At 60.6% G+C, this 24,403-nt stretch carries 23 protein-coding genes; 12 read left to right on the forward strand and 11 right to left on the reverse strand.

The window, feature by feature from the left end:
* Window positions 1–2: 2 nt before the first annotated feature.
* Together pncB and ACS4NR_RS24680 are read right to left on the reverse strand one after the other, a co-directional pair.
* The gene (gene pncB / locus ACS4NR_RS24675; protein WP_456018560.1) at window positions 3–1,232 is read right to left on the reverse strand and encodes a nicotinate phosphoribosyltransferase; all 1,230 of its coding nucleotides are present in this window, start codon (window positions 1,230–1,232) and stop codon (window positions 3–5) included.
* A 214-nt stretch (window positions 1,233–1,446) separates the two neighbouring features.
* On the reverse strand, window positions 1,447–2,358 hold the full coding sequence (locus ACS4NR_RS24680) for a LysR family transcriptional regulator (RefSeq protein ID WP_103521211.1): 912 nt from the start codon (window positions 2,356–2,358) through the stop codon (window positions 1,447–1,449).
* A 165-nt stretch (window positions 2,359–2,523) separates the two neighbouring features.
* Between ACS4NR_RS24680 and amaB the strand changes: the two genes are divergently transcribed.
* From amaB to ACS4NR_RS24725, 9 genes are all read left to right on the forward strand, one after another.
* Complete coding sequence (amaB, locus tag ACS4NR_RS24685) at window positions 2,524–4,014, forward strand: L-piperidine-6-carboxylate dehydrogenase (protein ID WP_456018561.1); 1,491 nt, start codon at window positions 2,524–2,526, stop codon at window positions 4,012–4,014.
* A 154-nt stretch (window positions 4,015–4,168) separates the two neighbouring features.
* On the forward strand, window positions 4,169–5,452 hold the full coding sequence (gene amaA, locus ACS4NR_RS24690) for an L-pipecolate oxidase (protein ID WP_166496028.1): 1,284 nt from the start codon (window positions 4,169–4,171) through the stop codon (window positions 5,450–5,452).
* A gap of 368 nt (window positions 5,453–5,820) precedes the next feature.
* A complete protein-coding gene (locus ACS4NR_RS24695) occupies window positions 5,821–6,954 on the forward strand; it encodes an ABC transporter substrate-binding protein (RefSeq protein WP_007915892.1) in 1,134 nt (377 codons plus the stop codon).
* A gap of 238 nt (window positions 6,955–7,192) precedes the next feature.
* Complete coding sequence (locus ACS4NR_RS24700) at window positions 7,193–8,107, forward strand: ABC transporter permease subunit (RefSeq protein ID WP_007915894.1); 915 nt, start codon at window positions 7,193–7,195, stop codon at window positions 8,105–8,107.
* A 3-nt stretch (window positions 8,108–8,110) separates the two neighbouring features.
* Window positions 8,111–9,412: a high-affinity branched-chain amino acid ABC transporter permease LivM gene (gene livM, locus ACS4NR_RS24705; protein WP_095138138.1), complete on the forward strand. Its 1,302-nt coding sequence runs from the start codon at window positions 8,111–8,113 to the stop codon at window positions 9,410–9,412.
* Window positions 9,409–10,281: an ABC transporter ATP-binding protein gene (locus tag ACS4NR_RS24710; RefSeq protein WP_095138139.1), complete on the forward strand. Its 873-nt coding sequence runs from the start codon at window positions 9,409–9,411 to the stop codon at window positions 10,279–10,281. The genes livM and ACS4NR_RS24710 overlap by 4 nt, the downstream gene beginning before the upstream one ends.
* Window positions 10,278–10,994 carry an ABC transporter ATP-binding protein gene (locus ACS4NR_RS24715; RefSeq protein WP_456018562.1) on the forward strand — a complete coding sequence of 239 codons (717 nt, stop codon included), beginning with the start codon at window positions 10,278–10,280 and terminating at the stop codon, window positions 10,992–10,994. Before ACS4NR_RS24710 ends, ACS4NR_RS24715 begins: the two co-directional genes overlap by 4 nt.
* Before the next feature lie 850 nt (window positions 10,995–11,844).
* The gene (locus ACS4NR_RS24720) at window positions 11,845–12,609 is read left to right on the forward strand and encodes an SDR family oxidoreductase (RefSeq protein ID WP_115985420.1); all 765 of its coding nucleotides are present in this window, start codon (window positions 11,845–11,847) and stop codon (window positions 12,607–12,609) included.
* Window positions 12,610–12,808: 199 nt separating this feature from the next.
* Complete coding sequence (locus ACS4NR_RS24725) at window positions 12,809–13,714, forward strand: cation diffusion facilitator family transporter (protein ID WP_456018563.1); 906 nt, start codon at window positions 12,809–12,811, stop codon at window positions 13,712–13,714.
* Window positions 13,715–13,836: 122 nt separating this feature from the next.
* Here the strand turns inward: ACS4NR_RS24725 and ACS4NR_RS24730 are convergent, their stop codons facing one another.
* The 7 genes from ACS4NR_RS24730 to ACS4NR_RS24760 form a co-directional block, all read right to left on the reverse strand.
* Window positions 13,837–14,970 carry an AGE family epimerase/isomerase gene (locus ACS4NR_RS24730; protein ID WP_456018564.1) on the reverse strand — a complete coding sequence of 378 codons (1,134 nt, stop codon included), beginning with the start codon at window positions 14,968–14,970 and terminating at the stop codon, window positions 13,837–13,839.
* Between the two features lie 181 nt (window positions 14,971–15,151).
* Window positions 15,152–15,724: a HupE/UreJ family protein gene (locus ACS4NR_RS24735; RefSeq protein ID WP_456018565.1), complete on the reverse strand. Its 573-nt coding sequence runs from the start codon at window positions 15,722–15,724 to the stop codon at window positions 15,152–15,154.
* Window positions 15,725–15,751: 27 nt separating this feature from the next.
* A complete protein-coding gene (gene ureG / locus ACS4NR_RS24740; RefSeq protein WP_095138144.1) occupies window positions 15,752–16,366 on the reverse strand; it encodes an urease accessory protein UreG in 615 nt (204 codons plus the stop codon).
* A gap of 11 nt (window positions 16,367–16,377) precedes the next feature.
* Window positions 16,378–17,052 (reverse strand): urease accessory protein UreF, encoded by a 675-nt coding sequence (locus ACS4NR_RS24745; protein WP_456018567.1) that lies wholly within the window; start codon window positions 17,050–17,052, stop codon window positions 16,378–16,380.
* The gene (gene ureE, locus ACS4NR_RS24750) at window positions 17,049–17,549 is read right to left on the reverse strand and encodes an urease accessory protein UreE (RefSeq protein ID WP_003221180.1); all 501 of its coding nucleotides are present in this window, start codon (window positions 17,547–17,549) and stop codon (window positions 17,049–17,051) included. Before ureE ends, ACS4NR_RS24745 begins: the two co-directional genes overlap by 4 nt.
* A 300-nt stretch (window positions 17,550–17,849) precedes the next feature.
* Window positions 17,850–18,482, reverse strand: coding sequence for a TetR family transcriptional regulator (locus ACS4NR_RS24755; RefSeq protein ID WP_027613541.1), 633 nt, complete (start codon window positions 18,480–18,482; stop codon window positions 17,850–17,852).
* 173 nt (window positions 18,483–18,655) lie between these two features.
* A complete protein-coding gene (locus ACS4NR_RS24760; protein ID WP_047600649.1) occupies window positions 18,656–19,204 on the reverse strand; it encodes a hypothetical protein in 549 nt (182 codons plus the stop codon).
* 385 nt (window positions 19,205–19,589) lie between these two features.
* Between ACS4NR_RS24760 and ACS4NR_RS24765 the strand changes: the two genes are divergently transcribed.
* Window positions 19,590–21,665: an AsmA family protein gene (locus ACS4NR_RS24765; protein ID WP_456018568.1), complete on the forward strand. Its 2,076-nt coding sequence runs from the start codon at window positions 19,590–19,592 to the stop codon at window positions 21,663–21,665.
* Window positions 21,666–21,765: 100 nt separating this feature from the next.
* Here the strand turns inward: ACS4NR_RS24765 and ACS4NR_RS24770 are convergent, their stop codons facing one another.
* Complete coding sequence (locus ACS4NR_RS24770; RefSeq protein ID WP_047600645.1) at window positions 21,766–22,296, reverse strand: ferritin-like domain-containing protein; 531 nt, start codon at window positions 22,294–22,296, stop codon at window positions 21,766–21,768.
* Window positions 22,297–22,396: 100 nt separating this feature from the next.
* The gene (locus tag ACS4NR_RS24775; RefSeq protein WP_253151552.1) at window positions 22,397–23,347 is read right to left on the reverse strand and encodes a LysR substrate-binding domain-containing protein; all 951 of its coding nucleotides are present in this window, start codon (window positions 23,345–23,347) and stop codon (window positions 22,397–22,399) included.
* A gap of 108 nt (window positions 23,348–23,455) precedes the next feature.
* Here ACS4NR_RS24775 and ACS4NR_RS24780 point away from each other — a divergent pair, with 108 nt between their 5' ends.
* Together ACS4NR_RS24780 and ACS4NR_RS24785 are read left to right on the forward strand one after the other, a co-directional pair.
* Window positions 23,456–24,094: an FMN-dependent NADH-azoreductase gene (locus ACS4NR_RS24780; protein ID WP_027613546.1), complete on the forward strand. Its 639-nt coding sequence runs from the start codon at window positions 23,456–23,458 to the stop codon at window positions 24,092–24,094.
* Window positions 24,095–24,400 carry a DMT family transporter gene (locus ACS4NR_RS24785; RefSeq protein WP_027613547.1) on the forward strand — a complete coding sequence of 102 codons (306 nt, stop codon included), beginning with the start codon at window positions 24,095–24,097 and terminating at the stop codon, window positions 24,398–24,400.
* The last annotated feature ends 3 nt before the right edge of the window (window positions 24,401–24,403 follow it).

Raw genomic sequence — 24,403 nt, forward strand, 5'->3', positions numbered from 1 at the left:
ATTCACTCCTTGCTAGATAGGCTGGAAACGGCAGGAACCTGGAACACATGTCGCAAATAGGCGACGAAATTCGGGTCTTTACAGTGAGTCTTGCCTGGCTCGTCGGAGATCTTCGCCACCGGCTGGCCGTTGCAGGCGGTCATTTTAAGCACGATGCTCATCGGTTCGACACCCGGAATGTCACAGGTCAGGTTGGTGCCGATGCCAAAGCTGACGTTGATCCGCCCGTGCAGCGCGCGGAAGATCTCCAGCGATTTGGGCAGGGTCAGGCTGTCGGAGAACACCAGGGTCTTGCTCATTGGGTCGATGCCGAGCTTGTGATAGTGGGCGATGCATTTTTCGCCCCACTGCACCGGATCCCCTGAATCGTGGCGCAGACCATCGAAGAGCTTGGCGAAGAACAGGTCGAAGTCGCCGAGGAAGGCGTCGGTGGTGATGCAATCGGTGAGCGCAATCCCCAGCAGACCACGGTACTCGCGCACCCAGCAATCGAGGGCGGCGATCTGGCTGTCGATCAGCCGTGGCCCGAGTTGCTGGTGGGCCATGATCCATTCATGGGCCATGGTGCCCAGCGGCTTCATATCCAGTTCCCGTGACAGGTGCACGTTGCTGGTGCCGACGAAACGCCCGGGGAAATCGTGTTTGAGCACGTTGACCACTTCTTCCTGTACGCGGTACGAAAAGCGCCGGCGGGTGCCGAAATCGGCGACCTGCAATTGCGCCAGTTCGTCGGCCGAGGCATTGGCGCTGAGCCAGTCGAACTTGCGATACAGCTGTTCCCGCGCCTGCACCAGCTCGATTTCCCGATAGCGATAGCGATAGCGGTTGCGCACTTCGCTGACGATCGCCAGCAACGGTACTTCGTAGAGAATCACATGCAGCCACGGACCGCGCAGCCGGATGAACAGTTCGCCGTTCTCGATGCCGGTGTGCAGGTAGCGCAGGTTGAAGCGGAACAGGCCGAGAAAGCGCAGGAAATCCGGCTTGAGGAAGGTGATGCGCTCGAGAAAACTTAATTGATCGGCACTCAGGCTCAGCTCGGCCAGGCGCTCGATCTGGTAGCGAATCTCGGCCAGATACGGCCGCAGATCCTCGCTGTTACGGCAACGAAACTCCCATTCGACTTCGACGTTGGGGTAGTTGTGCAGCACCGCCTGCATCATCGTCAGTTTGTAGAAGTCGGTGTCGAGCAGGTTCTGCACGATGCGATCGGCAAACACACTCTCGCTCATAAACGGGGTCTCCAGGTGCACCGCGCGGTTGCGCGGGATCAATCAATGACGCTAGTGGCGCATATCAGCGGTGGGGATTGCCAGCATTTTTTAAGAGCGTCGAGATCACCTGTGGGAGCGGGCTTGCTCGCGAATGCGGTGCATCAGTCACATTTGAATTGACTGACCCACCGCATTCGCGAGCAAGCCCGCTCCCACAGGGTTGTTGAAAACTCTATATCGGCGTCAGGTCCGGGCTGTCGATCTGCTCCAGCATCCACTTCACAAAATCCCGCACCTTCGGCACTTCCGCCGCATGCTCCGGGTAGGCCAGGTAATAGGCGTCGGAGCTGGGCATTGCATGCTGCCAGGGAATGACCAGTTTGCCGTCGGCCAATTCCTCTTCCACCAGAAACCGCGGCAGCAGCGCCACGCCGCAGCCGACCTGGGCAGCGCGGATGCACATATAAAAGGTTTCGAAACGCGGGCCGTGGTAGCTGTGCTCGGTGTGGTAACCCTGACTGTCGAACCAGTCGTGCCAGGCCTGTGGGCGCGAGGCATTTTGCAGCAGCACCAGATCGGTCAGTTGCGTCGGGTCGGTGAAGGGCGTGTCCGGCAGGCTGCCGGGGGCGCAGACCGGCACCAGCTCTTCGCCGAACAGCTTCAGGCATTCGGTGCCGGGCCTTGAGCCCTGGCCAAAATAGAACGCCAGATCGCTGCGACCCTGCAGCAAGTCATCGGCCTCCTGCTCGTTGCACAAGTCGAGGTGGATCGACGGATGGCGCAGGCGCCAGCCCTTCAGACGCGGTACCAGCCAACGAGCGCCGAAGGTCGAGGGTGTAGAGACACGCAGGACTTCGGTCTCGCCGCCGTAGGAACGCAGGTAATGCGTGGACATTTCCACCTGAGTGAGGATTTTTCGGACTTCCACCAGGTACAAATCCCCGGCCGGGGTCATCTGCAAACGCCGACGCACCCGACGGAACAACAAGTGCTGCAACAATTCCTCAAGCTGCGCCACTTGCTTGCTGACAGCGCTCTGGGTCAGGTTCAGCTCCTCGGCGGCCCGGGTGAAGCTCAGGTGCCGGGTCACGGCCTCGAAGCACTGCAACGCGGTGATCGATGGCAAGTGGCGTTTATTCAGCATGGGTGATCCCTTTTTCTTGTCTTTCTGTGCGCAGCATGAATAAACGGAATGATATCTCGCGTAAAGGTCGTTTGTTGCCTTGCCCTCGGGAAGCTACAACTAAAGGCCTGCCCGGTCGTGAACATTCGGCCGCACACATTCAGTTTTTCGCTTGAGGAGTGACCCATGGTTGCCGCATTGCTTGATCGTCTTGGTGTGAACCCGGCCCTGTACCAGAACGGCAAAGTGCCGGTGCATTCGCCCATCGACGGCAGCCGCATCGCCGCTGTGAACTGGGAAGGCCCGGCTGAAGTCGAGCAGCACATCAGTCGCGCAGATCATGCTTTCGAGCAGTGGCGCAAGGTGCCGGCCCCGCGTCGCGGCGAGCTGGTGCGTCAGTTCGGCGAAGTGTTGCGCGAATACAAGGCTGACCTCGGCGAACTGGTGTCGTGGGAAGCGGGCAAGATCACTCAGGAAGGCCTCGGTGAAGTGCAGGAGATGATCGACATCTGCGACTTCGCCGTCGGCCTGTCGCGTCAGTTGTACGGCTTGACCATCGCCTCCGAGCGCCCGGGTCATCACATGCGGGAAACCTGGCATCCGCTGGGCGTGGTCGGCGTGATCAGTGCGTTCAATTTTCCCGTCGCGGTGTGGGCGTGGAACACCACGTTGGCGCTGGTCTGCGGTAACCCGGTGGTGTGGAAACCGTCGGAGAAAACCCCGCTGACCGCACTGGCCTGCCAGGCACTGTTCGACCGTGTGGTGAAGAATTTCACCGATGCGCCGGCGAATCTCTGCCAGGTGATCATCGGTGGTCGCGATGCTGGCGAAGCGCTGGTGGATGACCCGCGTGTCGCGCTGATCAGCGCCACCGGCAGCACCCGCATGGGCCGCGAAGTGGCGCCGAAAGTCGCCGCACGTTTTGCCCGCAGCATTCTCGAACTGGGCGGCAACAACGCGATGATCCTCGGCCCGAGCGCCGATCTGGACATGGCCGTGCGCGCCATTCTGTTCAGCGCGGTCGGCACTGCCGGTCAGCGTTGCACCACCCTGCGGCGGCTGATTGCCCATGAGTCGGTGAAGGAAGAAATCGTCACTCGCCTCAAAGCCGCGTACGCCAAAGTGCGTATCGGCCATCCGCTGGAAGGCAATCTGGTCGGCCCGCTGATCGACAAACACAGCTTCGAAAAGATGCAGGACGCGCTGGAGCAGGCGCTGAGCGAGGGCGGCCGGGTGTTCGGCGGCAAGCGTCAGCTCGAAGAGCAGTTCCCCAACGCCTACTACGTGTCGCCGGCCATTGTCGAAATGCCAGAGCAGAGCGATGTGGTCTGCAGCGAAACCTTCGCCCCGATCCTTTACGTGGTCGGCTATAGCGACTTCCAGGAAGCGTTGCGCCTGAACAATGCGGTGCCGCAAGGCCTGTCGTCGTGCATCTTCACCACCGACGTGCGCGAGGCCGAGCAGTTCATGTCGGCGGTCGGCAGCGACTGCGGCATCGCCAACGTCAACATCGGCCCGAGCGGCGCGGAAATCGGCGGCGCGTTTGGTGGCGAGAAAGAAACCGGTGGCGGTCGTGAGTCGGGCTCCGATGCCTGGCGCGCGTACATGCGCCGCCAGACCAACACCGTGAACTACTCGCTGGAGTTGCCGCTGGCGCAGGGCATCACCTTCGACTGAGTTTGGAATGACGCAGATCCCCTGTGGGAGCGGGCTTGCTCGCGAAGTTGGTGGGTCAGTCGACACAGATGTTGGCTGAAACACCGCTTTCGCGAGCAAGCCCGCTCCCACAGGATCAACAGTGTGTTTGGCAGGTTTCTGTTGGAGTCTGGCAATGCCGTTACGCGAAGAATGTCTGTGGGAAACACTCACGCCGCAGCGCCCGGATAACACCGCGCTGCGCGGCGAGGTCAAAGTCGATGTCTGCGTGATCGGCGCCGGGTTTACCGGGTTGTCGGCGGCGCTGCATCTGTTGGAAAAAGGCAAAAGCGTCTGCGTGCTCGAAGCGCACCGCGCCGGGCACGGCGGCTCCGGGCGCAACGTCGGGCTGGTCAACGCCGGCATGTGGATCCCGCCGGACGAGATCGAAGCCGGTTTCGGCGAAGCGGTCGGCAGTCAGCTCAACCGCATGCTCGGGGCGGCGCCGGCGCTGGTATTCAGCCTTGTGGATAAGTACAACATTGATTGTCAGTTGCGCCGCGAAGGCACCCTGCACATGGCGCACAACGCCAAGGGCGAGGCGGATCTGCGCAGTCGCGAGCAACAATGGAAGCGTCGCGGGGCGCCGGTCGAACTGCTCACCGGCAAGGCCTGCGAGCAAGCCACCGGCACGCAGAAGATTGCCGCCGCACTGCTCGACCGCCGCGCCGGTACGCTCAATCCGATGGCTTATGTCACCGGGCTGGCCAACGCGGTGAAGGGCCTGGGCGGACAGATGTTCGATCACTCGCCAGTGACCCGTCTCGAGCGCGTGGGCCAGCAATGGTCGGTGCAGACCGAGCTAGGTTCGGTACTCGCCGAGCAAGTGGTGATCGCCTCCAACGCCTACACCGAAGGCGACTGGACCGAACTCAAGCGCAACTTTTTCCCCGGTTACTACTATCAGGTCGCGTCGGTGCCATTGACCGAAGACGCCGCCCAGGAAATCCTCCCGGGCGGGCAGGGCTCGTGGGACACGCGCCAGGTGCTGAGCAGTATTCGCCGCGACAAGGACGGCCGGTTGTTGCTCGGGAGTCTGGGCAATGGCAATCAGAAACCGACGTGGTTCCTCAAGGCCTGGGCCGACCGCGTGCAGCAGCATTACTTCCCCCATCTGAAACCGGTGGAATGGGAATGCACCTGGACCGGGCGCATCGCCTTCACCCCCGATCACCTGATGCGCCTGTTCGAACCGGCGCCCGGACTGGTGGCCGTCACCGGTTACAACGGTCGCGGCGTGACCACCGGCACTGTGGTCGGCAAAGCCTTCGCCGACTATCTGTGTAACGGCAATCCTCAAGCCCTGCCGATTCCCTTCGCACCGATGCAGCCCTTGGCCGGTGTCGGTTTGCGCAGCTGTCTGTACGAGGCCGGGTTCTCGCTGTATCACGCGGGCCAGTGCCTGCGCATCGTGATTTGAGTGTTGAAATATGTTGCGTAACGCGGCGCTTTTCGGAGTAACGACTAGCCTCTAATGGTGCGGGTTGTAGCAGTCCCGCACCAGCAGTGTGCAGTTCGGTGACGCGAGCTGTTACAGGCTGGTTGCACGTCGTTTGGTGCCGCGGTTGCAATGATGGCGCAAGCGGGTTGCGCCTCAGATTTAAAAAGGTTTCACCTTCCGCGGTTTAGACGGTTGCACGCCCAATGAAAATGGGAACGAAACAGTCGAAATAACAAGAAAGCAGCGACTTTTTGAAGAATAAAAAACCGATGGCACGGCGCTTGCTCAGAGCATTCAGTGAAGTGAAGTCGCAGTGCCAACTAAAAAAAACCTTGGAGCACCACCTCATGTCCCAGACGTTTTACAAGAAAGGCTTTCTGGCCCTCGCAGTGGCTACTGCGTTGGGTGTTTCTGCGTTTGCTCAAGCTGATGTGAAAATCGGTGTAGCGGGTCCAATGACTGGCGCCAACGCGGCATTTGGCGAGCAGTACATGAAGGGTGCACAGGCAGCGGCGGACGCGGTCAACGCGGCAGGCGGCGTCAACGGCGAGAAGATCGTACTGGTCAAGGGCGATGATGCCTGCGAACCGAAGCAGGCGGTGACAGTCGCCAAGGACCTGACCAACCAGAAAGTCGCCGGCGTGGTCGGTCACTTCTGCTCTTCCTCCACCATCCCCGCCTCGGAAATCTACGACGAAGCCGGGATCATCGCGATCACCCCGGGTTCCACCAACCCGCAGGTTACCGAGCGCGGCCTGAGCGCCATGTTCCGTATGTGCGGGCGTGACGACCAGCAGGGCATCGTGGCCGGCGACTACATCGTCGACGTGCTCAAGGGCAAGAAAGTCGTCGTACTGCACGACAAAGACACCTACGGCCAAGGGCTGGCGGATGCCACCAAGGCACAACTGGTCAAGCGCGGCGTAACGCCCGTGTTGTATGAAGGCCTGACCCGTGGCGAAAAAGACTTCAGCACCATCGTCACCAAGATCCGTGGCGCTGGCGCCGACGTCGTCTACTTCGGCGGCCTGCATCCGGAGGCCGGCCCGCTGGTTCGTCAATTGCGTGAACAAGGTCTGAAAGACGTCAAGTTCATGTCCGATGACGGCATCGTGACTGACGAACTGGTGACCACCGCCGGTGGCCCGCAATTCGTTGACGGCGTGCTGATGACTTTTGGCGCCGACCCACGCCTGCTGCCTGACAGCAAGACCGTGGTGGACGCGTTCCGCAAGGCCGGCACCGAGCCTGAAGGCTACACCCTGTACGCCTACGCTTCGGTACAAACCCTGGCTGCCGCGTTCAACGGTGCGAAGTCCAACAAGGGCGAAGAGGCTGCGGCCTGGCTGAAGAAAAATCCGGTGAAAACCGTGATGGGCGAAAAAACCTGGGACTCCAAGGGCGACCTGAAAGTCTCCGACTACGTGGTGTACCAGTGGGACAAGGACGGCAAATATCACCAGCTGGAAAAACAGAAGTAAGGGCTGACGCGATCATCCGAACGCCATGAACCCCTGTGGGAGCGGGTTTGCTCGCGAATGCGGGGTGTCAGTCGCCATCAACGGTAACTGATACGCCGCATTCGCGAGCAAGCCCGCTCCCACAGGAGACGATGGTGTTCGGGGGGAACGTGTCTGCATTGCTCCGACGTAAATCTGTATTTTTCCTAGAAGAACCGCCCGCTTCGGTGGGCAGGTTCTCATTGCGTGAGATTGCGTTATGGATGGTATTTTCCTGCAGCAACTGGTCAACGGCCTGACCCTCGGGTCGGTCTATGGCCTGATCGCCATCGGCTACACAATGGTCTACGGCATCATCGGCATGATCAACTTCGCCCACGGCGAGGTTTACATGATTTCCGCTTACCTGGCGGCAATCAGTCTGGCTCTGCTGGCTTACTTCGGTATTGAATCCTTCCCGCTCCTGATGCTCGGCACACTGATTTTCACCATCGTGATCACAGCGGTGTATGGCTGGGTCATCGAGCGTGTCGCATACAAACCCCTGCGCAACTCCACCCGACTGGCACCGTTGATCAGCGCCATCGGCATTTCCCTGATCCTGCAAAACTACGCACAGATCGCCCAAGGCGCCAAACAACAGGGTGTGCCTACCCTGCTGACCGGGGCTTGGCGTGTTGAAGTCGGTACTGGTTTCGTGCAATTGACCTACACCAAAGTCTTCATTCTGGTGGCCGCATTCGTCGGTATGGGTCTGCTGACCTACGTGATCAAGTACACCAAGCTCGGCCGCATGTGCCGCGCCACCCAGCAAGACCGCAAGATGGCCTCGATCCTCGGGATCAACACCGACCGGGTGATTTCCTATGTGTTCATCATCGGTGCAGCCATGGCGGCGCTGGCCGGCGTGCTGATCACCATGAACTACGGCACGTTCGACTTCTATGCCGGTTTCATCATTGGCATCAAGGCATTCACCGCGGCGGTGCTCGGCGGCATCGGCTCTCTGCCTGGTGCGATGCTTGGCGGGATCATTCTCGGCATATCCGAGTCGCTGTTCTCGGGCCTGGTCAACTCCGACTACAAAGACGTGTTCAGCTTCTCGCTGCTCGTACTTGTTCTGGTCTTCCGGCCTCAGGGCCTGTTGGGCCGTCCTCTTGTGTCGAAGGTGTAAGCGATGTCTTCAACCACTAAAACAACCATCGATATCAAAAAAAGTCTGGTTGAGGCGGTCCTGGCCGGCCTGATTGCCCTGATCGTATTCGGGCCGATTGTCGGCGTCGTCCTCGACGGCTACAGCTTCAACCTCGAATCGACCCGTGTGGCGTGGATCATCGGCATTGTCATGATCGGCCGGTTTGCCCTCAGCCTGTTCCTGCAAACCCCCAAAGGCCTGAAAATTCTCGACAGTTTCGAGAGCACCGGTTCCGGTGTGCATGTGCTGCCTGCCGATCACAAATCACGCCTGCGCTGGATCATTCCGCTGCTGATTGTGCTCGCCGTCATCGTGCCGTTTGTCTCCAACTCGTACCTGCTGGGCGTGGTCATCCTCGGGCTGATCTACGTGCTGCTGGGTCTGGGGTTGAACATCGTGGTCGGTCTGGCCGGTTTGCTCGACCTCGGTTATGTGGCGTTCTACGCCATCGGCGCCTACGGTCTGGCGCTGGGTTATCAATACCTCGGGCTGGGCTTCTGGACCGTGTTGCCACTGGCGGCGATCACCGCAGGGCTTGCCGGCTGCATCCTCGGTTTCCCGGTGCTGCGTCTGCACGGCGACTATCTGGCGATCGTGACCCTGGGCTTTGGTGAGATCATTCGCCTGGTCCTCAACAACTGGTTGTCGCTGACTGGCGGCCCGAATGGGATGCCGGCGCCGCTGCCGACCTTCTTCGGTCTGGAGTTCGGCAAGCGGGCCAAAGATGGCGGGGTGCCGTTTCACGAGTTCTTCGGCATCGCCTACAACCCGGACGTGAAGTATTACTTCATCTACGCGGTATTGTTCCTGGTGGTGTTGGCTGTGCTGTACATCAAGCATCGTCTGGTGAAGATGCCGGTGGGGCGCGCCTGGGAAGCGTTGCGCGAAGATGAAATCGCCTGCCGCTCGATGGGCCTGAACCATGTACTGGTCAAACTTTCGGCGTTCACCATCGGTGCATCGACCGCGGGCCTGGCCGGGGTGTTCTTCGCCACCTATCAAGGCTTCGTCAACCCGACCTCGTTCACCTTCTTCGAATCGGCACTGATCCTCGCCATCGTCGTACTCGGCGGCATGGGTTCAACCATCGGTGTGGTGATCGCTGCATTTGTGCTGACGGTTGCCCCGGAACTGCTGCGCGGCTTCGCTGAATACCGCGTGCTGCTGTTCGGCATCCTGATGGTGTTGATGATGATCTGGCGACCACGAGGGCTGATCCGCATCAGCCGTACCGGGGTCACTCCACGCAAAGGTGCCATTCACTATGAGAGGACTGCGCCATGAGTGAAGTCGTACTCTCTGTGGAAAAACTGATGATGCACTTCGGTGGCATCAAGGCCCTGAGCGATGTCAGCCTCAAGGTCAAACGCAACTCGATCTTTGCCTTGATCGGGCCGAACGGTGCCGGCAAGACCACGGTGTTCAACTGCCTGACCGGGTTCTACAAGGCCTCCGGCGGCAAGATCGAACTCAACGTGCGTGGCCAGCAGACCAACGTCATCCAGTTGCTGGGCGAGTCGTTCAAACCGACCGATTTCGTTTCGCCGAAAAGCTTTCTCAGCCGTCTGTACTACAAGATGTTCGGCGGTACCCATCTGGTGAACCGCGCCGGCCTGGCCCGGACGTTCCAGAACATTCGCCTGTTCAAGGAAATGTCGGTGCTGGAAAACCTGCTGGTGGCGCAGCACATGTGGGTCAACCGCAACATGCTCGCCGGCATCCTCAACACCAAGGGCTACCGCAAGGCCGAAAGCGATGCGCTGGACTGCGCGTTCTACTGGCTGGAAGTGGTCGATCTGGTGGACTGCGCCAACCGTCTGGCCGGTGAACTGTCCTACGGCCAGCAACGCCGTCTGGAGATCGCCAGGGCCATGTGCACACGGCCGCAGATCATCTGTCTCGACGAACCGGCCGCCGGCCTCAACCCTCAGGAAACCGAAGCGCTGAGCGCGATGATCCGGCTGCTGCGCGACGAGCACGATCTGACCGTGGTGCTGATCGAACACGACATGGGCATGGTCATGAGCATTTCCGACCACATCGTGGTGCTGGATCACGGCGTGGTCATCGCCGAGGGTGGGCCCGACGCGATCCGCAACGATCCGAAAGTGATTGCTGCCTACCTGGGCGCCGACGAAGAGGAGCTGGTATGAGCAAACCGATCCTCGAACTCAAAGACCTGGACGTGTTCTACGGCCCGATCCAGGCCCTCAAAGGCGTGTCGCTGCAGATCAACGAAGGCGAGACCGTCAGCCTGATCGGCTCCAACGGCGCGGGTAAATCGACGCTGCTGATGTCGATCTTCGGCCAGCCGCGCGCGGCGGGTGGGCAGATCCTCTATCAAGGCGTCGACATCACTCACAAGTCCTCGCACTACATCGCCTCCAACGGCATCGCGCAGTCGCCGGAAGGGCGTCGGGTATTCCCCGACATGACCGTCGAGGAAAACCTGCTGATGGGCACCATCCCGATTGGCGACAAGTACGCCAAGGAGGATATGCAGCGCATGTTCGAGCTGTTCCCGCGGCTTGAAGAGCGCCGTAACCAGCGGGCGATGACCATGTCCGGCGGCGAGCAGCAAATGCTCGCCATTGCCCGCGCATTGATGAGTCGGCCGAAGCTGTTGTTGCTCGATGAGCCGAGCCTGGGCCTGGCGCCGATCGTGGTGAAACAGATCTTCGCCACCCTGCGTGAACTGGCGAAAACCGGCATGACCATTTTCCTCGTCGAGCAGAACGCCAACCATGCGTTGAAGCTGTCGGATCGGGCGTACGTGATGGTCAACGGCGAGATTCGTCTGACCGGTACCGGTAAAGAGTTGTTGGTGAATGAGGAGGTGCGTAACGCTTATCTGGGCGGGCACTGATTCTGCTTGAGTTGTCCACAAAGCCCCGTGACGAAAGTCCCGGGGCTTTTTACATCCCAAGTCCAGCGCAAATCCCTTGTGGGAGCGGGCTTGCTCGCGAAGAGGGTGTGTCAGATAACGCCGTGTTTGATGACATATCCTCTTCGCGAGCAAGCCCGCTCCCACAGTTGACCTGTGCCAGATTTCAGAATTGTGGAAAACAAATTCCCATAGCTGCCAAAGCGCGACATATAGACGCTGCAAATGGCTGTTTTTCCACAGTTTTGACTTGTCCCCGTTTGCTGTGGAGCTGGCTGTGAATAACGTGGGAGTAGCTGGCTGAAGCCCTTGTGGAACGTGGCCTGCGGGCTGGTGATTGATTTTTGATCAGGTGTTTTTGCGGGAGCTGAAGACGCTGTTGTCAATCTTTTTCTAGGCTGCGCTGTAGAGGCAATTTCAGGTGAACAAGCCTGTGGATAAGTCTGTGACTAAACTCTGGAAAGACTGCGCTGAGGGCCGTAATTACTGGCCTCGCGCAATCACCGCGCTGACCGGCCGGTCGTGCAAAATGCCATCTCCGGCACAACAGCTGCTTCAGGGTCAAGCAAAAAACTTTCTATTTCCCGCGCAAAGCCTTGTGTGGCGCGGCTTTGCGCGTTTCCACTTGCCCCCGGAAACTGTGGAAGGGACTGTGGATAACGTGCGTGCACATGGCTACAGGCCACGCCACATAAGGTGTAGCGACGATTGATCGAATTTTGATCGGAATATGTCCCGGTGCGGGTGTTGCTCGTGAATGCCGGGCCGGGCATGCTGGCTGCTGATTTTCTATTCCAATGGCTGCGCTGGCGGCCGACGCAAGGAGAACACGATGTCCAACACCCTGTTTATTACCGGCGCAACCTCCGGTTTTGGTGAAGCCTGTGCCCGTCGTTTTGCCGAGGCTGGCTGGAAACTGGTGTTGACCGGCCGTCGTGCAGAACGTCTCGACGCCCTGTGCGCCGAGCTGTCGAAGCAGACCGAAGTGCATGGCCTGGTGCTCGACGTGCGTGACCGCAAGGCGATGGAAGAGGCGATTGCCAATCTGCCACCGTCGTTCGCCAAGCTGCGTGGCCTGATCAACAACGCCGGACTGGCGCTGGGCGTCGATCCGGCACCCAAATGCGACCTCGACGACTGGGACACCATGGTCGATACCAACGTCAAAGGCCTGATGTACAGCACCCGTCTGCTGCTGCCGCGGTTGATCGCTCACGGCCGCGGCGCCAGCATCGTCAACCTCGGTTCGATCGCAGGCAACTACCCGTACCCGGGCAGCCACGTGTATGGCGCCACCAAGGCGTTCGTTAAACAATTCTCGCTGAACCTGCGTTGCGACTTGCAGGGCACCGGCGTGCGCGTCAGCAACATCGAGCCAGGTCTGTGTGAAAGCGAGTTCTCGCTGGTGCGTTTTGCCGGTGACCAGGAACGCTACAACGCGACCTACGCCGGTGCCGAGCCGATCCAGCCGCAGGACATCGCCGAGACCATCTTCTGGGTGCTCAACGCCCCGGCGCACATCAATATCAACAGCTTGGAGCTGATGCCAGTGAGCCAGACCTGGGCCGGGTTTGCGATCGAGCGTAACAAGGCGTAAGACCCTGTGGCGAGGGAGCTTGCTCCCGCTGGACTGCGCAGCAGGCCCGCTTTTTTTCAACTGAAGAGCGGGGGCGCTCCGCACCCCAGCGGGAGCAAGCTCCCTCGCCACAAAACCGGGCAAAACCGCCAATAAGGTAAACTCATCTCCGACAAACCCCACCGCACCCCGCGGTTCAAAGGTTTTTAGAGGAGGCTACGTGAGTAACCGAGGTGAGCAGTCGCTGCTCAAACAATCGACCATCCTGATGTTCGCGGTGTCGATTGCCGGGATCGTCACCGGTTTTGTTTCAGGTTCGCAATCCATCCTTTTTGATGGTTTTTTCTCGCTGATCGCAACGTTCATCAAAGTACTGATGCTGATCACCGCCAGGCTGATCGCCAAAGAAAGCAATCACCGCTTTCAGTTCGGTTTCTGGCATCTGGAGCCGATGGTGCTGCTGATCGAAGGCAGCTTCCTGCTGTTGATCGCCATCTATGCGTTTCTCAACGGTGTATTCGGCATCATCAACGGTGGCCGCGAGATCGAGCTGGGGCTGGTGATCATTTATGCGGCGGTGTTCACCGTCGTCGAATTCGCCTATTTCTTCTACGTGCGTCGGCGCAATCGCAAGCTCAAGTCCAGCCTGATCCAGTTCGACAACATCAGTTGGCTGGTGGACGCGATGCTCTCGGTCGGCCTGTTGATCAGTTTTCTCGCCGCGTTGCTGCTCAAGGCCCAGGGCTTTGACGAGTGGGCGAAATTTGTCGACCCGCTGATCCTGATCGTGCTGGCGCTGACCATGCTGCCGCCGGCGTTCAAGATCCTCGGCCCGGCGCTGCGTGATGTACTGGGTATTGCCCCGGACACCTTGGATGATCAAGTGCGTCAGGTAATGGAAGCGGCGAAGGCCGAGCATGGTTTCGATGATTACGTGACCTACGTGCAGAAGCACGGGCGGGCGCGGTTTATCGAGATTCATGTGGTGTTGCCGGCGAATTACCGGCTGCAGAGCGTGGGGCAGCTGGATGCCTTGCGTGAGGAAATTTCGGCGCAGCTCGGCGAGCCGGATGCGGCACGCTGGTTGACGATCAGCTTTACCGGTGACAAGAAGTGGATTGCCTAGAGACCGTGTAACGGCTATTCGCGAGCAAGCCCGCTCCCACAGGGATCCGAGCTGTACACAAATTTTGTGTTCGCCGAAATTCCCCTGTGGGAGCGGGCTTGCTCGCGAAAGCTATTTTTCAATCAACGCAGATATTCAGCCAGCCCGCTGTAGCAGGTCGCCAAGTGATAAGGCGTCGTCGAAGGCATGTCCTTGCGGCTGACCTCTCCCTGCTCATCCCGGCATTCATGCCACCCGTCCGCATGCAGAAACCGCTGCTGCAGCGCCTGCAACTGGCGCAGCACGGTGGCTTCGCTGTCCGGGCGCAGTGTCAGAGCGCGCAGGTATTCCGCCTGCGCCCAGATGCGCTGAGTCGAATCTTTCGGGCGACCTTCCAGCTCCAGATCGAGCATTGCCCGCACGGCGCCGGACGGCTGTTCAACGCCGAATTGCTCGGTGAAAGCGAAGGCTCGCTCCAGCGCCGCGTGCAGTTTCGAACCGCGCAGCAGGGCTGAAGATTCAAGCAGGAAATACCATTCGAACTGATGCCCTGGCTCGTACCAGTTATCCACAGCCCCCAACGGCTTCTCCATCAACACACCGTGCTGCGGATCGACGAACTGCCTGTGCATGGCTGTGCATAACTCGACCAGCGCTTGCTGCGTCGCCGCGTCTTCACGCACCGCCAAGGTGGCGAGGAACGCTTCGGCCAGGTGCATCAGCGGGTTTTGCAGTGGCCCGGTTTGCAGGGTGATCCAGTCGCGGTCCAGGCACGCTTCGTACAAGCCATCGCCGGTGGCGAAGCGTCGGCCGATGACTTCCAGTGCGGCGTTGAGCGTGGATTCCACCAGCGGCTCGCGGGACTTGGCCCAGTAATGGGCGCAGGCGAACAGGATGAAGGCGTGGGTGTAGAGGTCTTTGCGCTGATCCAGCGGCTTGCCTTGCGCGTCGATGCTGTAGAACCAGCCACCGTGCTCTGCATCGTGGAAATGCCGTTGCAGCGAGCGGAATAGCGCGGCGGCGCGCACCTCGGCGTTATCCACAACCCCGATCAGGCTGGAAAACAGATACAGCTGCCGTGCGCAGGCCATCGCCCGATAGCGTTGCGGTGGCAACGGATGATGCGCCGCGTCGAGTGCTTCGTAGGGCAGCGCCATGTCGGCGTTCCAGCCCGGGCCTTGCCAGAGCGGCACGATCACGTTCAGAAAGTGTTGTTGCACGTCGCTGAACAGGGTGGTCAATTCGGGCAGGGAGGTGGAGCGGGAGGCATGGGGCATTGGCGGACGTCGTCACGGCTGGGGCGATTGCGCGACATGGTAGCAGAGCGGCGTCCTTTAGAGACGCAGTGACTGTCAGACCGCTTTCGCGAGCAAGCCCGCTCCCACAGGTTTTGTGTACACCACAAATCCAGTGTGGGAGCGGGCTTGCTCGCGAAGAGGCCGGTTCAGGCGATAGAGATCAGCCTGCCAGCAACCATGCACCGGTCATCGCTGAAGCTGCACCCGCCACTCGCACCAATGGTGCAGCAGCCTGCGGCAGAAAACGAACCACGGCATAACCTACGGCATGCAGCGCCGCCGTCGCCGCGACAAAACCGGCGGCATACGCCCACGGGCTGCTCATGTCCGGCAGTTCCAGGCCATGCGCCACGCCATGGAACAACGCAAACAGTGCCGTTGCCGCCACCGCCATCATCAGTGGCGGACGCACGGCCAGTGCCACCGCCAGACCCAGCGCCAGCACCGAAGCGGCGATCCCGCTTTCCAGCGCCGGCAGCTCCAGCCCTTCAAAGCCGAGCATGCCGCCGATCAGCATGGTGCCGACGAATGTGCACGGTAGCGCCCAGCGCGCCGCGCCTTGTTGTTGCGCCGCCCATAGGCCGACCGCGACCATCGCCAGCAAGTGGTCGAGACCGCCGATCGGGTGGCTGATGCCGGCGACCAGACCGCTGTCGCCGTGGCCCGGGTGGGCGAAGGCCAGGGCTGGGGTCAGCAGCAGCGCCACGGCGCCGAAAATACGTTTGAGTGTCATGGAGAAGCTTCCTTGTTGGTCAATAAGTCAGGCGGCGTTCAGCAGGCCCTGGCGTTCGATGAAGGCGATGATTTCTTCCAGGCCCAGACCGGTTTTCTGGTTGCTGAAGACGAATGGCTTGCCGTTGCGCATGCGTTTGGTATCGCTGTCCATCATCTCCAGCGAGGCGCCGACCAGCGGTGCCAGGTCGATCTTGTTGATCACCAGCAGGTCGGACTTGCAGATCCCCGGTCCGCCCTTGCGCGGCAACTTGTCACCGGCGGAGACGTCGATCACGTAGATGGTCAGATCCGACAGCTCCGGGCTGAAAGTCGCCGACAGGTTGTCGCCGCCGGATTCCACCAGAATCAGGTCCAGCCCCGGAAAGCGCCGGTTCAATTGATCGACCGCTTCGAGGTTGATCGAGGCGTCCTCGCGGATTGCCGTGTGCGGACAGCCACCGGTTTCCACGCCGATGATCCGCTCCGGGGCCAGCGCTTCGTTGCGCACCAGAAAGTCGGCGTCTTCGCGGGTGTAGATGTCGTTGGTGACGACGGCCAGGTTGTAGCGATCGCGCAATGCCAGGCACAGGGCCAGGGTCAATGCGGTCTTGCCGGAACCGACCGGGCCGCCGATACCGACGCGCAGGGGTTGTGTGTTCATGGTTTGTTCTCCTAAGAGCGAAACAGTCGGCTGTACTGGCGCTCATGCGCCATGCACGCCAGGGACAGGCCGAATGCGGCGCTGCCGATGTGTTCGGGATTGATGCGGGTGGCGTCCTGCTGCGCCTGTTGCAGCAGCGGCAGCAGTTCGCTGGTCAGACGCTGGGCGGCTTGCTGGCCCAGCGGCAGGGTTTTCATCAATACGGCGAGTTGGTTTTCCAGCCAGCTCCACAGCCACGCGGCGAGGGCGTCCTGCGGGTTGATGCCCCAGGCGCGCGCGGCGAGTGCCCAGCCGAGGGCCAGGTGCGGTTCGGCACATTGCTCAAGAAAGCTGCGGGCCGGCGCGTCGAGTTCTGGCAGACCGTTGAGCAACTGCTGCAGCGAGTAGCCCATCTGCCGGCTCTCCAGATGCAACTCGCGGGTCTCGCGGCTGGCGCGGTGGGTTTCGCAGAGGCGCAGCAACTCGGGCCAGTTTTCCTCGGCCGCGGCCTGACAATGGGCAAGCAGCAGCGGCGCCTCGAAACGCGCGAGGTTGAGCAGCAACTGATCGCTGATCCAGCGGCGGGCACTGTCCGGGCTGTTCACGCGGCCGTTATCCACCGCCATTTCCAGGCCTTGCGAATAGCTGTAGCCGCCAATCGGCAGTTGCGGACTGGCCAGGCGCAACAGCGCCCAGGCCGGATTCACAGGCGTACGCCGAACTGATGAAGTTTGGGCGCGTAATTGAAATCTTCGTCGCCATGCCGCGAATGGTGATGGCCGCCGCCGTAGGCACCGTGTTCCGGCTGGAACGGCGCCTCAATCGCCTCGACCTGGGCGCCAAGCTGTTCGAGCATAGCCTTGAGCACGTAATCGTCGAGCAGACGCAGCCAGCCATCGCCGACTTGCAGAGCGACGTGGCGGTTGCCCAGGTGATAGGCGGCGCGGGTCAGTTCGAAGGCATTGGCGCAGGTGACGTGCAGCAGTTGCTCGGGGCGGGCGCAGACGCGAACGATGCGGCCGTCCTCGGCCTGCAGGCATTCGCCGTCATATAACGGTGCCTGACCGCGCTCCAGAAACAACCCGACGTCTTCGCCGTCGGCACTGAAACAGCGCAGACGGCTTTTGCTCCGCGCTTCGAAGGTCAGGTGCAACTCGGCGGACCAGACAGGTTGAGGGTCGATTCTGCGATGAATCACCAGCATCGGAAAGCTTCCAGCAGTGGACTTGTAGGAGGGCTAGAGCAAGGGGCTTGCCAACCGGGCGAGATGTAGGAAATCCCTGTCGGAGCGTAGAGGATGTTTCAAGATGTTGCGGAATTTTGGAAGGTTTTGGTGCGTGAAGATTTTTACATGCACCAAATGTGAGCTTTGACACATAACCAATGTGGGAGCGGGCTTGCTCGCGAAAGCGGTGCATCAGTCAACAATGAAGTGACTGACCCACCGCTTTCGCGAGCAAGCCCGCTCCCACAGGGATTTATGTTGGTTTTGAAAAAAGAGGAATTACTCGGTACTGCCCAACCCTTGCCAGTGCTTTAGGCCGATAAAGATGAAGCGCAATTGCTGGGTGATCTTCGCCTGTGGCGTCAGATGCTCCGGCAGGGCTTCGGCAGGCGGGTCGATGATGTCCGGCAGGGTGGCGAATACCGATTTGACGATCAGGTCGGCGATCACGCTCAGACCGGCAGCGTCCAGATGCTGCAACTTGGGCATCAATGTCAGGTCGGCCGCGAGGTCGGCGCTGATGTTTTCGCGCAGACGGCCAATCGCCTGACGTACCGGTTGCGAACCGCCGTACTGCTCACGAGCGAGAAACAGGAATTGCGAACGGTTGGCGCTGACCACGTCGAGGAAGATCCGCACCGACGCATCGATGATGCCGCCCATGACGAATTCGTTGTGGCGCACCAGGCGAATGGTTTCGCGGAAGGTCTGGCCGACTTCACTGACCAGCACCAGACCCAGCTCGTCCATGTCGGCAAAATGCCGGTAGAAACCGGTGGGCACGATACCGGCGGTCTTGGTTACTTCGCGCAGGCTCAGGCTGCCGAATCCTCGGCCGCTTTCCATCAAATGGCGGGCAGCGTCCATCAGGGCGTTGCGGGTCTGTTGTTTCTGTTCGGCGCGGGGCAGCATCGCAGAGGCGTTTTCTTGAGCGGGACAAGCGCCGCACTCTAGCAAATCGGCTTTGCTGGCGTCGAACGGCAGGGGGGAAAGTCAGCGGAAAAAGGGATTTTGCAGATTGTCAGTGCTGAAAAAGTCAAAAGCCCAATCCGGTGATTGGGCTTTTTTTCCAGGCCGCCATGGGCTTAGCTCAAAGCGCTGTTGCGTTCGATCACACGGTCACCACCGCCTTCGGCAACGGCTTGGCCCAGTGGGGTTTTATCGAAACCGTCTTCAGCCAGGGTCTGGCCTTGTGGAGTGCGGTCGCTGCCGTCGGAAGCCAGGGTTTGACCCTGTGGAGTGCGGTCGCTGCCATCGGAGGCCAAGGTCTGGCCCTGTGGAGTACGGTCGCTGCCATCGGAAGCCAGGGTCTGACCTTGTGGAGTCTTGTCATAGCCGTCTTGCACCAGACCTTTCTCTTCCAGGCGATCACGGCCGCCTTCTGCTACAGCTTGACCTTGTGGAGTCTTGTCGTAGCCATCTTGTACCAGGCCTTTTTCTTCCAGACGATTACGGCCGTTTTCAGCCAGGGTCTGGCCTTGTGGAGTGCGGTCGCCGCCATCAGCAGCAACAGTCTGGCTGAACACCGAGTGGCTGGATTTCACTTGTGGGGTAGCCTGTTCGGCAGCGGGCAGGGCGAAAGCAGTGCTGGCTAGCATCGACAGGGTAAGGCTGAGCAGTAATTGGCGTTTCATGATGGGTTGCTCCTTGGGAGGGCGATAAAGTGGGTACGAAGCCAATGCTACTCTCGATAAGTCGATATAAAAGTTCATAAACGCAATGGTAATAATCAACAGAATTGATTGTTCTGCCGAGGCGCTCTAGCTCGGGCGTTTGCGGGCGGTGGTTTTGCACCGCAGTGGGTATTTTCGACTCACTCGCGCCTCGCAAATGTGCGGGTGGCGGTAACGCTGCTCGACCAATCAGTCAGCATTCGGGCGATTTTTTGCCATGGAATCCATATTTCGATTAAACCTGCGTACTGTTTGCCAGTCGTAGATTTCATGAGGGCCGCTTTGGCCCGCCGTTTCAGCTGTGCGTCGCGAAATCGGCGTGCGGTCGTCATCAGGAGTTTTGTGCATGACGCGCACCGGAAAAATCTTCAGTTGGACCTTCGCCATCCTCGTACTGCTGCTGGCGGTACTGGTTCTGATCATCGTGTTCTTCGACTGGAACCGGATCAAACCGCCGCTCAACGCCAAAGTCTCGGAAGAATTGCATCGACCGTTCGCCATCAATGGCAACCTTGCGGTGATCTGGCAGCGCGAGCCGGAGGAGGGCGGCTGGCGGGCTTGGGTGCCGTGGCCGCACGTGGTGGCTGAAGACCTGACGCTGGGCAACCCGGACTGGTCGAAGCAGCCGCAGATGGTCACGCTCAAACGCGTGGAGCTGCGCATCTCGCCATTGGCCCTGCTGGCGCAACGGGTGACCATCCCGCGCATCGACCTGACCGAACCCAATGCGCAACTGCAACGCCTGGCCGATGGTCGCGCCAACTGGACCTTCAAGTTCGACCCGAAAGACCCGAATGCCGAACCGTCGAACTGGGTGGTGGACATCGGCGCCATCGGTTTCGACAAGGGCCACGTCACGCTCGATGACCAGACGCTGAAGACTAATCTCGACGTATTGATCGATCCGCTGGGCAAGCCGATTCCGTTCAGCGATATCGTCGGCGCCAAAGCCGCGAAGACCGCCCAGGACAAGGGCGCCGCGCCGCAGGACTATGCATTCGCGCTGAAGGTCAAAGGCCAATACCACGGCCAGAACCTCACTGGCCAGGGCAAGATCGGCGGATTGCTGGCGTTGCAGGACGCGAACAAACCCTTCCCGCTGCAGGCCCAGGCGAAGATCGGCGCCACCAGCATCGAACTCGCCGGCACCTTGACCGACCCGCTCAACCTCGGCGCTCTTGATCTGCGGCTGAAACTGGCCGGTGCCAGCCTCGGCAACCTCTATCCACTGACCGGAGTGACCCTGCCGGACACGCCGCCGTACGCCACCGACGGCCATCTGATTGCCAAGCTGCATGATGCGGACGGGGCGAAGTTCACCTATGAACAGTTCAACGGCAAGATCGGCGGCAGTGACATTCACGGCGATCTGACCTACGTCGCCAGCCAGCCTCGGCCCAAGCTCAGCGGCGCGTTGCTGTCCAATCAACTGCTGTTCGCCGACCTCGCGCCGCTGATCGGCGCCGACTCCAATGACAAGCAAAAGGCTCGCGGCGGCGAGAGCAAGCAGCCGACCGACAAAGTGTTGCCGGTGGAAGAATTCAAGACCGACCGCTGGCGCGCGATGGATGCCGATGTCGAGTTCACCGGCAAGCGCATCGTCCACAGCGAGAAACTGCCGTTCACCGACCTTTATACCCACCTGAAACTCAATGACGGTGAACTCAGCCTCGAACCACTGCGCTTCGGCGTGGCCGGCGGCAATCTGGACGCGCAGATCCGCCTCAACGGCCGCACCGAACCGCTGGAAGGGCGGGCCAAACTGACTGCGCGCGGGTTCAAGCTCAAGCAGTTGTTCCCGACCTTCGAACCGATGAAAACCAGCTTCGGCGAGCTCAACGGCGACGCCGACATCAGCGGTCGCGGCAACTCGGTGGCCAAGCTGCTCGGCGGCGCCAATGGCCAGTTGAAGATGCTGATCAACGACGGTGCCATCAGCCGTGAGCTGATGGAACTGGCGGGGCTCAACGTCGGCAACTATGTAGTCGGCAAAATCTTTGGCGACAAGGAAGTGAAGATCAACTGCGCGGCGGCGGACTTCGACATCAAGACCGGCCTGGCGACCACGCGGTTGTTTGTGTTCGATACCGAGAACGCGATCATTTACATCGACGGCACCGCGAACATGGCCACCGAGCAACTGGATCTTACCGTTACGCCGGAATCCAAGGGCTGGCGTCTGATTTCGCTGCGTTCACCGCTGTACGTGCGCGGCAAGTTCATCAAGCCGGATGCGGGCGTGAAGGCAGTGCCATTGATGCTGCGCGGCGCGGGGATGGTGGCGCTGGGCGTGATTGCTGCGCCGGCTGCGGGGTTGTTGGCGCTGGTGGCGCCGAGTGGCGGGGAGCCGAACCAGTGCGCGCCTCTGCTTGAACAGATGAAGTCGGGCAAGGCGCCAGTGACCGTCAAGCCAACAAAATGATCGGTGACTGACAGGGCCCCTTCGCGAGCAAGCCCGCTCCCACAGGTTTAGTGAAAAACCTGTGGGAGCGGGCTTGCTCGCGAAGGCGGTTTCGAAAGGCTTACAGGTCTTTCAGAATGTCGGCCATGTCATCGGCATGCTCTTCTTCCTGCGCCAGGATGTCTTCGAAGATGCGCCGGGTGGTCGGGTCTTTTTCGCCGATGTACTGAATGATTTCGCGGTAGCTGTCGATGGCGATCCGCTCGGCCACCAGGTCTTCGTAGACCATTTCCTTCAAGGTGTTCCCGGCCACATATTGGGCGTGGGACATTTTCGACAGCAGGTCCGGGTTGAACTCCGGCTCGCCGCCCAGTTGCACGATGCGCTCGGCCAGACGGTCGGCGTGTTGTGCTTCCTGGGTTGCGTGTTCGAGGAATTCGTCGGCGGCCACGTTGGCTTTCAGACCGTTGGCCATGAAGTAGTGACGCTTGTAGCGCAGCACGCAGACCAGTTCAGTGGCCAGCGATTCGTTGAGCAAGCGCAGCACCTCTTCACGGTTGGCGCTGTAGCTCTCGGTTACCGCGCCGTTCTCGACGTGTTGCCGTGCGCGTTCGCGCAGGGTTTGAACATCAGACAAATGCAGGTCGCTCATTTCAGTCTCCTGGAGGCTAATCCGATTGGCGTCACGTTCTGCGGACGTGATCGCTTACCCAGGTTGTGAGTCCTGCGCGATGCAAAAAGTTTTATCGGTTTTACGCCGAGCCCCCTGCAGGTGCTGCCGAAGGTTGCGATCGTGGCGTCAGGCCGGACAACACGGCCTCCTCCTGCAACCAGGCAAAAAACGCCCGTACCGGCGGATGCCGCTCCCGTCCCGGCACACACAGCGCGCTGTACCCGGCACCATCGACCTGCACCTGACCCTTGTATGGCACCAGCAACCCGCTGGCGACGCTTTGCGAGACCAGAATATTGCTCGCCAGCACCAGACCTTGCCCGGCAATCGCTGCTTGCAGGGCGTAATGCTCTTCGTCGTATTCGCGGATCGCCGGTTGCTGGTTCAACCAGTTTTCGCCTGAGCCAGCACACCACGCTTCCCAGCCGTGGGCATACAGCTTCGAGTTGTGCCAACGCACGCTGATCAGCGCCGGCGTGCGTCGGGCGGCCAGCGCCACTTGCTCCGGCGAGCCGTAAACGCCGAAGGACTCATCGAACAGGCACACGCCGTAAAGATTGGGGTAGTCGTCGAGGCTGTAGCGCAACACCAGATCGACGCTGGCGTCCTGATGCAGGTCGATGACTTCGCAGTGGGTATCGAGGCGTACGTTGATGTTCGGGTGTTGCGCATAGAACCGCCCGAGGCGCGGCACCAGCCACAGCGCGGCAAACGCGGCGGTGGTCGACAGTGTCAGGCTGCTGCCACTGCGTTGCGGACGCAGGGTGTCGACGCTTTGCGCGACTTCCAGCAGCGCGCCGTGCAGGCTGCGAAACAGCCGCTCGCCACCTTCGGTCAGGCGTACCTGACGTGGCAAACGTTCGAACAGCGCCACGCCAAGCCAGTCTTCCAGCGCGCGAATCTGATGAGAAATCGCCGTGGGCGTAACCGATAACTCTTCGGCGGCAGCCTTGAAACTCAGCAGCCGCGACGCGGATTCGAAGGCGCGCAAGGCGGTCAGCGGCAACGAGGCGAACATTGAATACTCCATGGGTGAAATGGATTCATCCCGACTGATTTTTGCTCAGTTGAGACAGCAGCGAGTCGGCGCCAATCTGGCGCCACTTAGCCACTCAAGTCTAGTCCCAAGGAGTTTCAGATGAGCAAGATTCTTGCGATCCATGCCAGCCCGCGCGGTGATCGTTCGCACTCACGGCGTTTGGCAGAAAGTTTTCTCAGCGCCTGGCAGGTGCGCCATCCACAGGCTCAGGTCACCCGCCGGGAAGTCGGACGGGCGCTGATCCCGCCAGTCAACGAAGCCTTTGTCGCCGCCGCGTTTCACCCTGAACCCGAAGCGCGTCCGTTGTCGATGCAGGCCGATCTGGCGCTCAGCGATCAACTGGTCGGCGAGTTGTTCGAGCATGACCTGCTGCTGATTTCCACGCCGATGTACAACTTCAGCGTGCCCAGCGGCCTCAAGGCCTGGGTCGATCAGATCGTACGGTTGGGCCTCACGTTCGACCACACCCTGGACAACGGCGTGGCCCAGTACACGCCGCTGCTGCAAGGCAAGAAAGCGCTGATCGTCACCAGTCGCGGCGGTTTCGGCTTCGGCCCCGGTGGCGAACTGGAAGCACTGAACCATGCCGATCCGTGGTTGCGCACCGCGCTGGGCTTTATCGGCATCAACGACGTCAGCGTGGTCGCGGCCGAGGGCGAGGAGTCGGCCGAGCGCACCTTCGCCGTGTCAGTGGCCGAGGCCGAGCAGCGTTTGCTCGACCTCGCCCGGACGTTCTAAGTGGCCTGGCTGTGCCTGCTGATCGCCGCCGGTTTCGAAGTGACGTTCGCCATGGGCATGAAGTACGCCGAAGGCTTCACTCGCTTGTGGCCGTCGCTGATCACGGTGGCGGCGGCGATTGGCGGGATCTACTTCCTGACGTTGGCGATGCGCGAGTTGCCGGTGAGCATCGCCTATCCGATCTGGACGGCGATCGGCTCGCTGGGCACGGTGTTTCTCGGTTTTGCCCTGCTCGGCGAGAGCCTGACCCTGGTCAAACTCCTGTCGGTGGGGCTGATTGTGGCGGGGGTGGTGGGCCTGAAGTAGGCT

Source organism: Pseudomonas sp. JQ36 (genome assembly GCF_053851495.1).

Bases quoted from the DNA above. Each gene is read 5' to 3' on its own strand.
- pncB (WP_456018560.1), bottom strand. From the start codon at position 1,232: ATGAGCGAGAGTGTGTTTGCCGATCGCATCGTGCAGAACCTGCTCGAC.
- ACS4NR_RS24680 (WP_103521211.1), bottom strand. From the start codon at position 2,358: ATGCTGAATAAACGCCACTTGCCATCGATCACCGCGTTGCAGTGCTTC.
- amaB (WP_456018561.1), top strand. From the start codon at position 2,524: ATGGTTGCCGCATTGCTTGATCGTCTTGGTGTGAACCCGGCCCTGTAC.
- amaA (WP_166496028.1), top strand. From the start codon at position 4,169: ATGCCGTTACGCGAAGAATGTCTGTGGGAAACACTCACGCCGCAGCGC.
- ACS4NR_RS24695 (WP_007915892.1), top strand. From the start codon at position 5,821: ATGTCCCAGACGTTTTACAAGAAAGGCTTTCTGGCCCTCGCAGTGGCT.
- ACS4NR_RS24700 (WP_007915894.1), top strand. From the start codon at position 7,193: ATGGATGGTATTTTCCTGCAGCAACTGGTCAACGGCCTGACCCTCGGG.
- livM (WP_095138138.1), top strand. From the start codon at position 8,111: ATGTCTTCAACCACTAAAACAACCATCGATATCAAAAAAAGTCTGGTT.
- ACS4NR_RS24710 (WP_095138139.1), top strand. From the start codon at position 9,409: ATGAGTGAAGTCGTACTCTCTGTGGAAAAACTGATGATGCACTTCGGT.
- ACS4NR_RS24715 (WP_456018562.1), top strand. From the start codon at position 10,278: ATGAGCAAACCGATCCTCGAACTCAAAGACCTGGACGTGTTCTACGGC.
- ACS4NR_RS24720 (WP_115985420.1), top strand. From the start codon at position 11,845: ATGTCCAACACCCTGTTTATTACCGGCGCAACCTCCGGTTTTGGTGAA.
- ACS4NR_RS24730 (WP_456018564.1), bottom strand. From the start codon at position 14,970: ATGCCCCATGCCTCCCGCTCCACCTCCCTGCCCGAATTGACCACCCTG.
- ACS4NR_RS24735 (WP_456018565.1), bottom strand. From the start codon at position 15,724: ATGACACTCAAACGTATTTTCGGCGCCGTGGCGCTGCTGCTGACCCCA.
- ureG (WP_095138144.1), bottom strand. From the start codon at position 16,366: ATGAACACACAACCCCTGCGCGTCGGTATCGGCGGCCCGGTCGGTTCC.
- ureE (WP_003221180.1), bottom strand. From the start codon at position 17,549: ATGCTGGTGATTCATCGCAGAATCGACCCTCAACCTGTCTGGTCCGCC.
- ACS4NR_RS24755 (WP_027613541.1), bottom strand. From the start codon at position 18,482: ATGCTGCCCCGCGCCGAACAGAAACAACAGACCCGCAACGCCCTGATG.
- ACS4NR_RS24760 (WP_047600649.1), bottom strand. From the start codon at position 19,204: ATGAAACGCCAATTACTGCTCAGCCTTACCCTGTCGATGCTAGCCAGC.
- ACS4NR_RS24765 (WP_456018568.1), top strand. From the start codon at position 19,590: ATGACGCGCACCGGAAAAATCTTCAGTTGGACCTTCGCCATCCTCGTA.
- ACS4NR_RS24770 (WP_047600645.1), bottom strand. From the start codon at position 22,296: ATGAGCGACCTGCATTTGTCTGATGTTCAAACCCTGCGCGAACGCGCA.
- ACS4NR_RS24775 (WP_253151552.1), bottom strand. From the start codon at position 23,347: ATGGAGTATTCAATGTTCGCCTCGTTGCCGCTGACCGCCTTGCGCGCC.
- ACS4NR_RS24780 (WP_027613546.1), top strand. From the start codon at position 23,456: ATGAGCAAGATTCTTGCGATCCATGCCAGCCCGCGCGGTGATCGTTCG.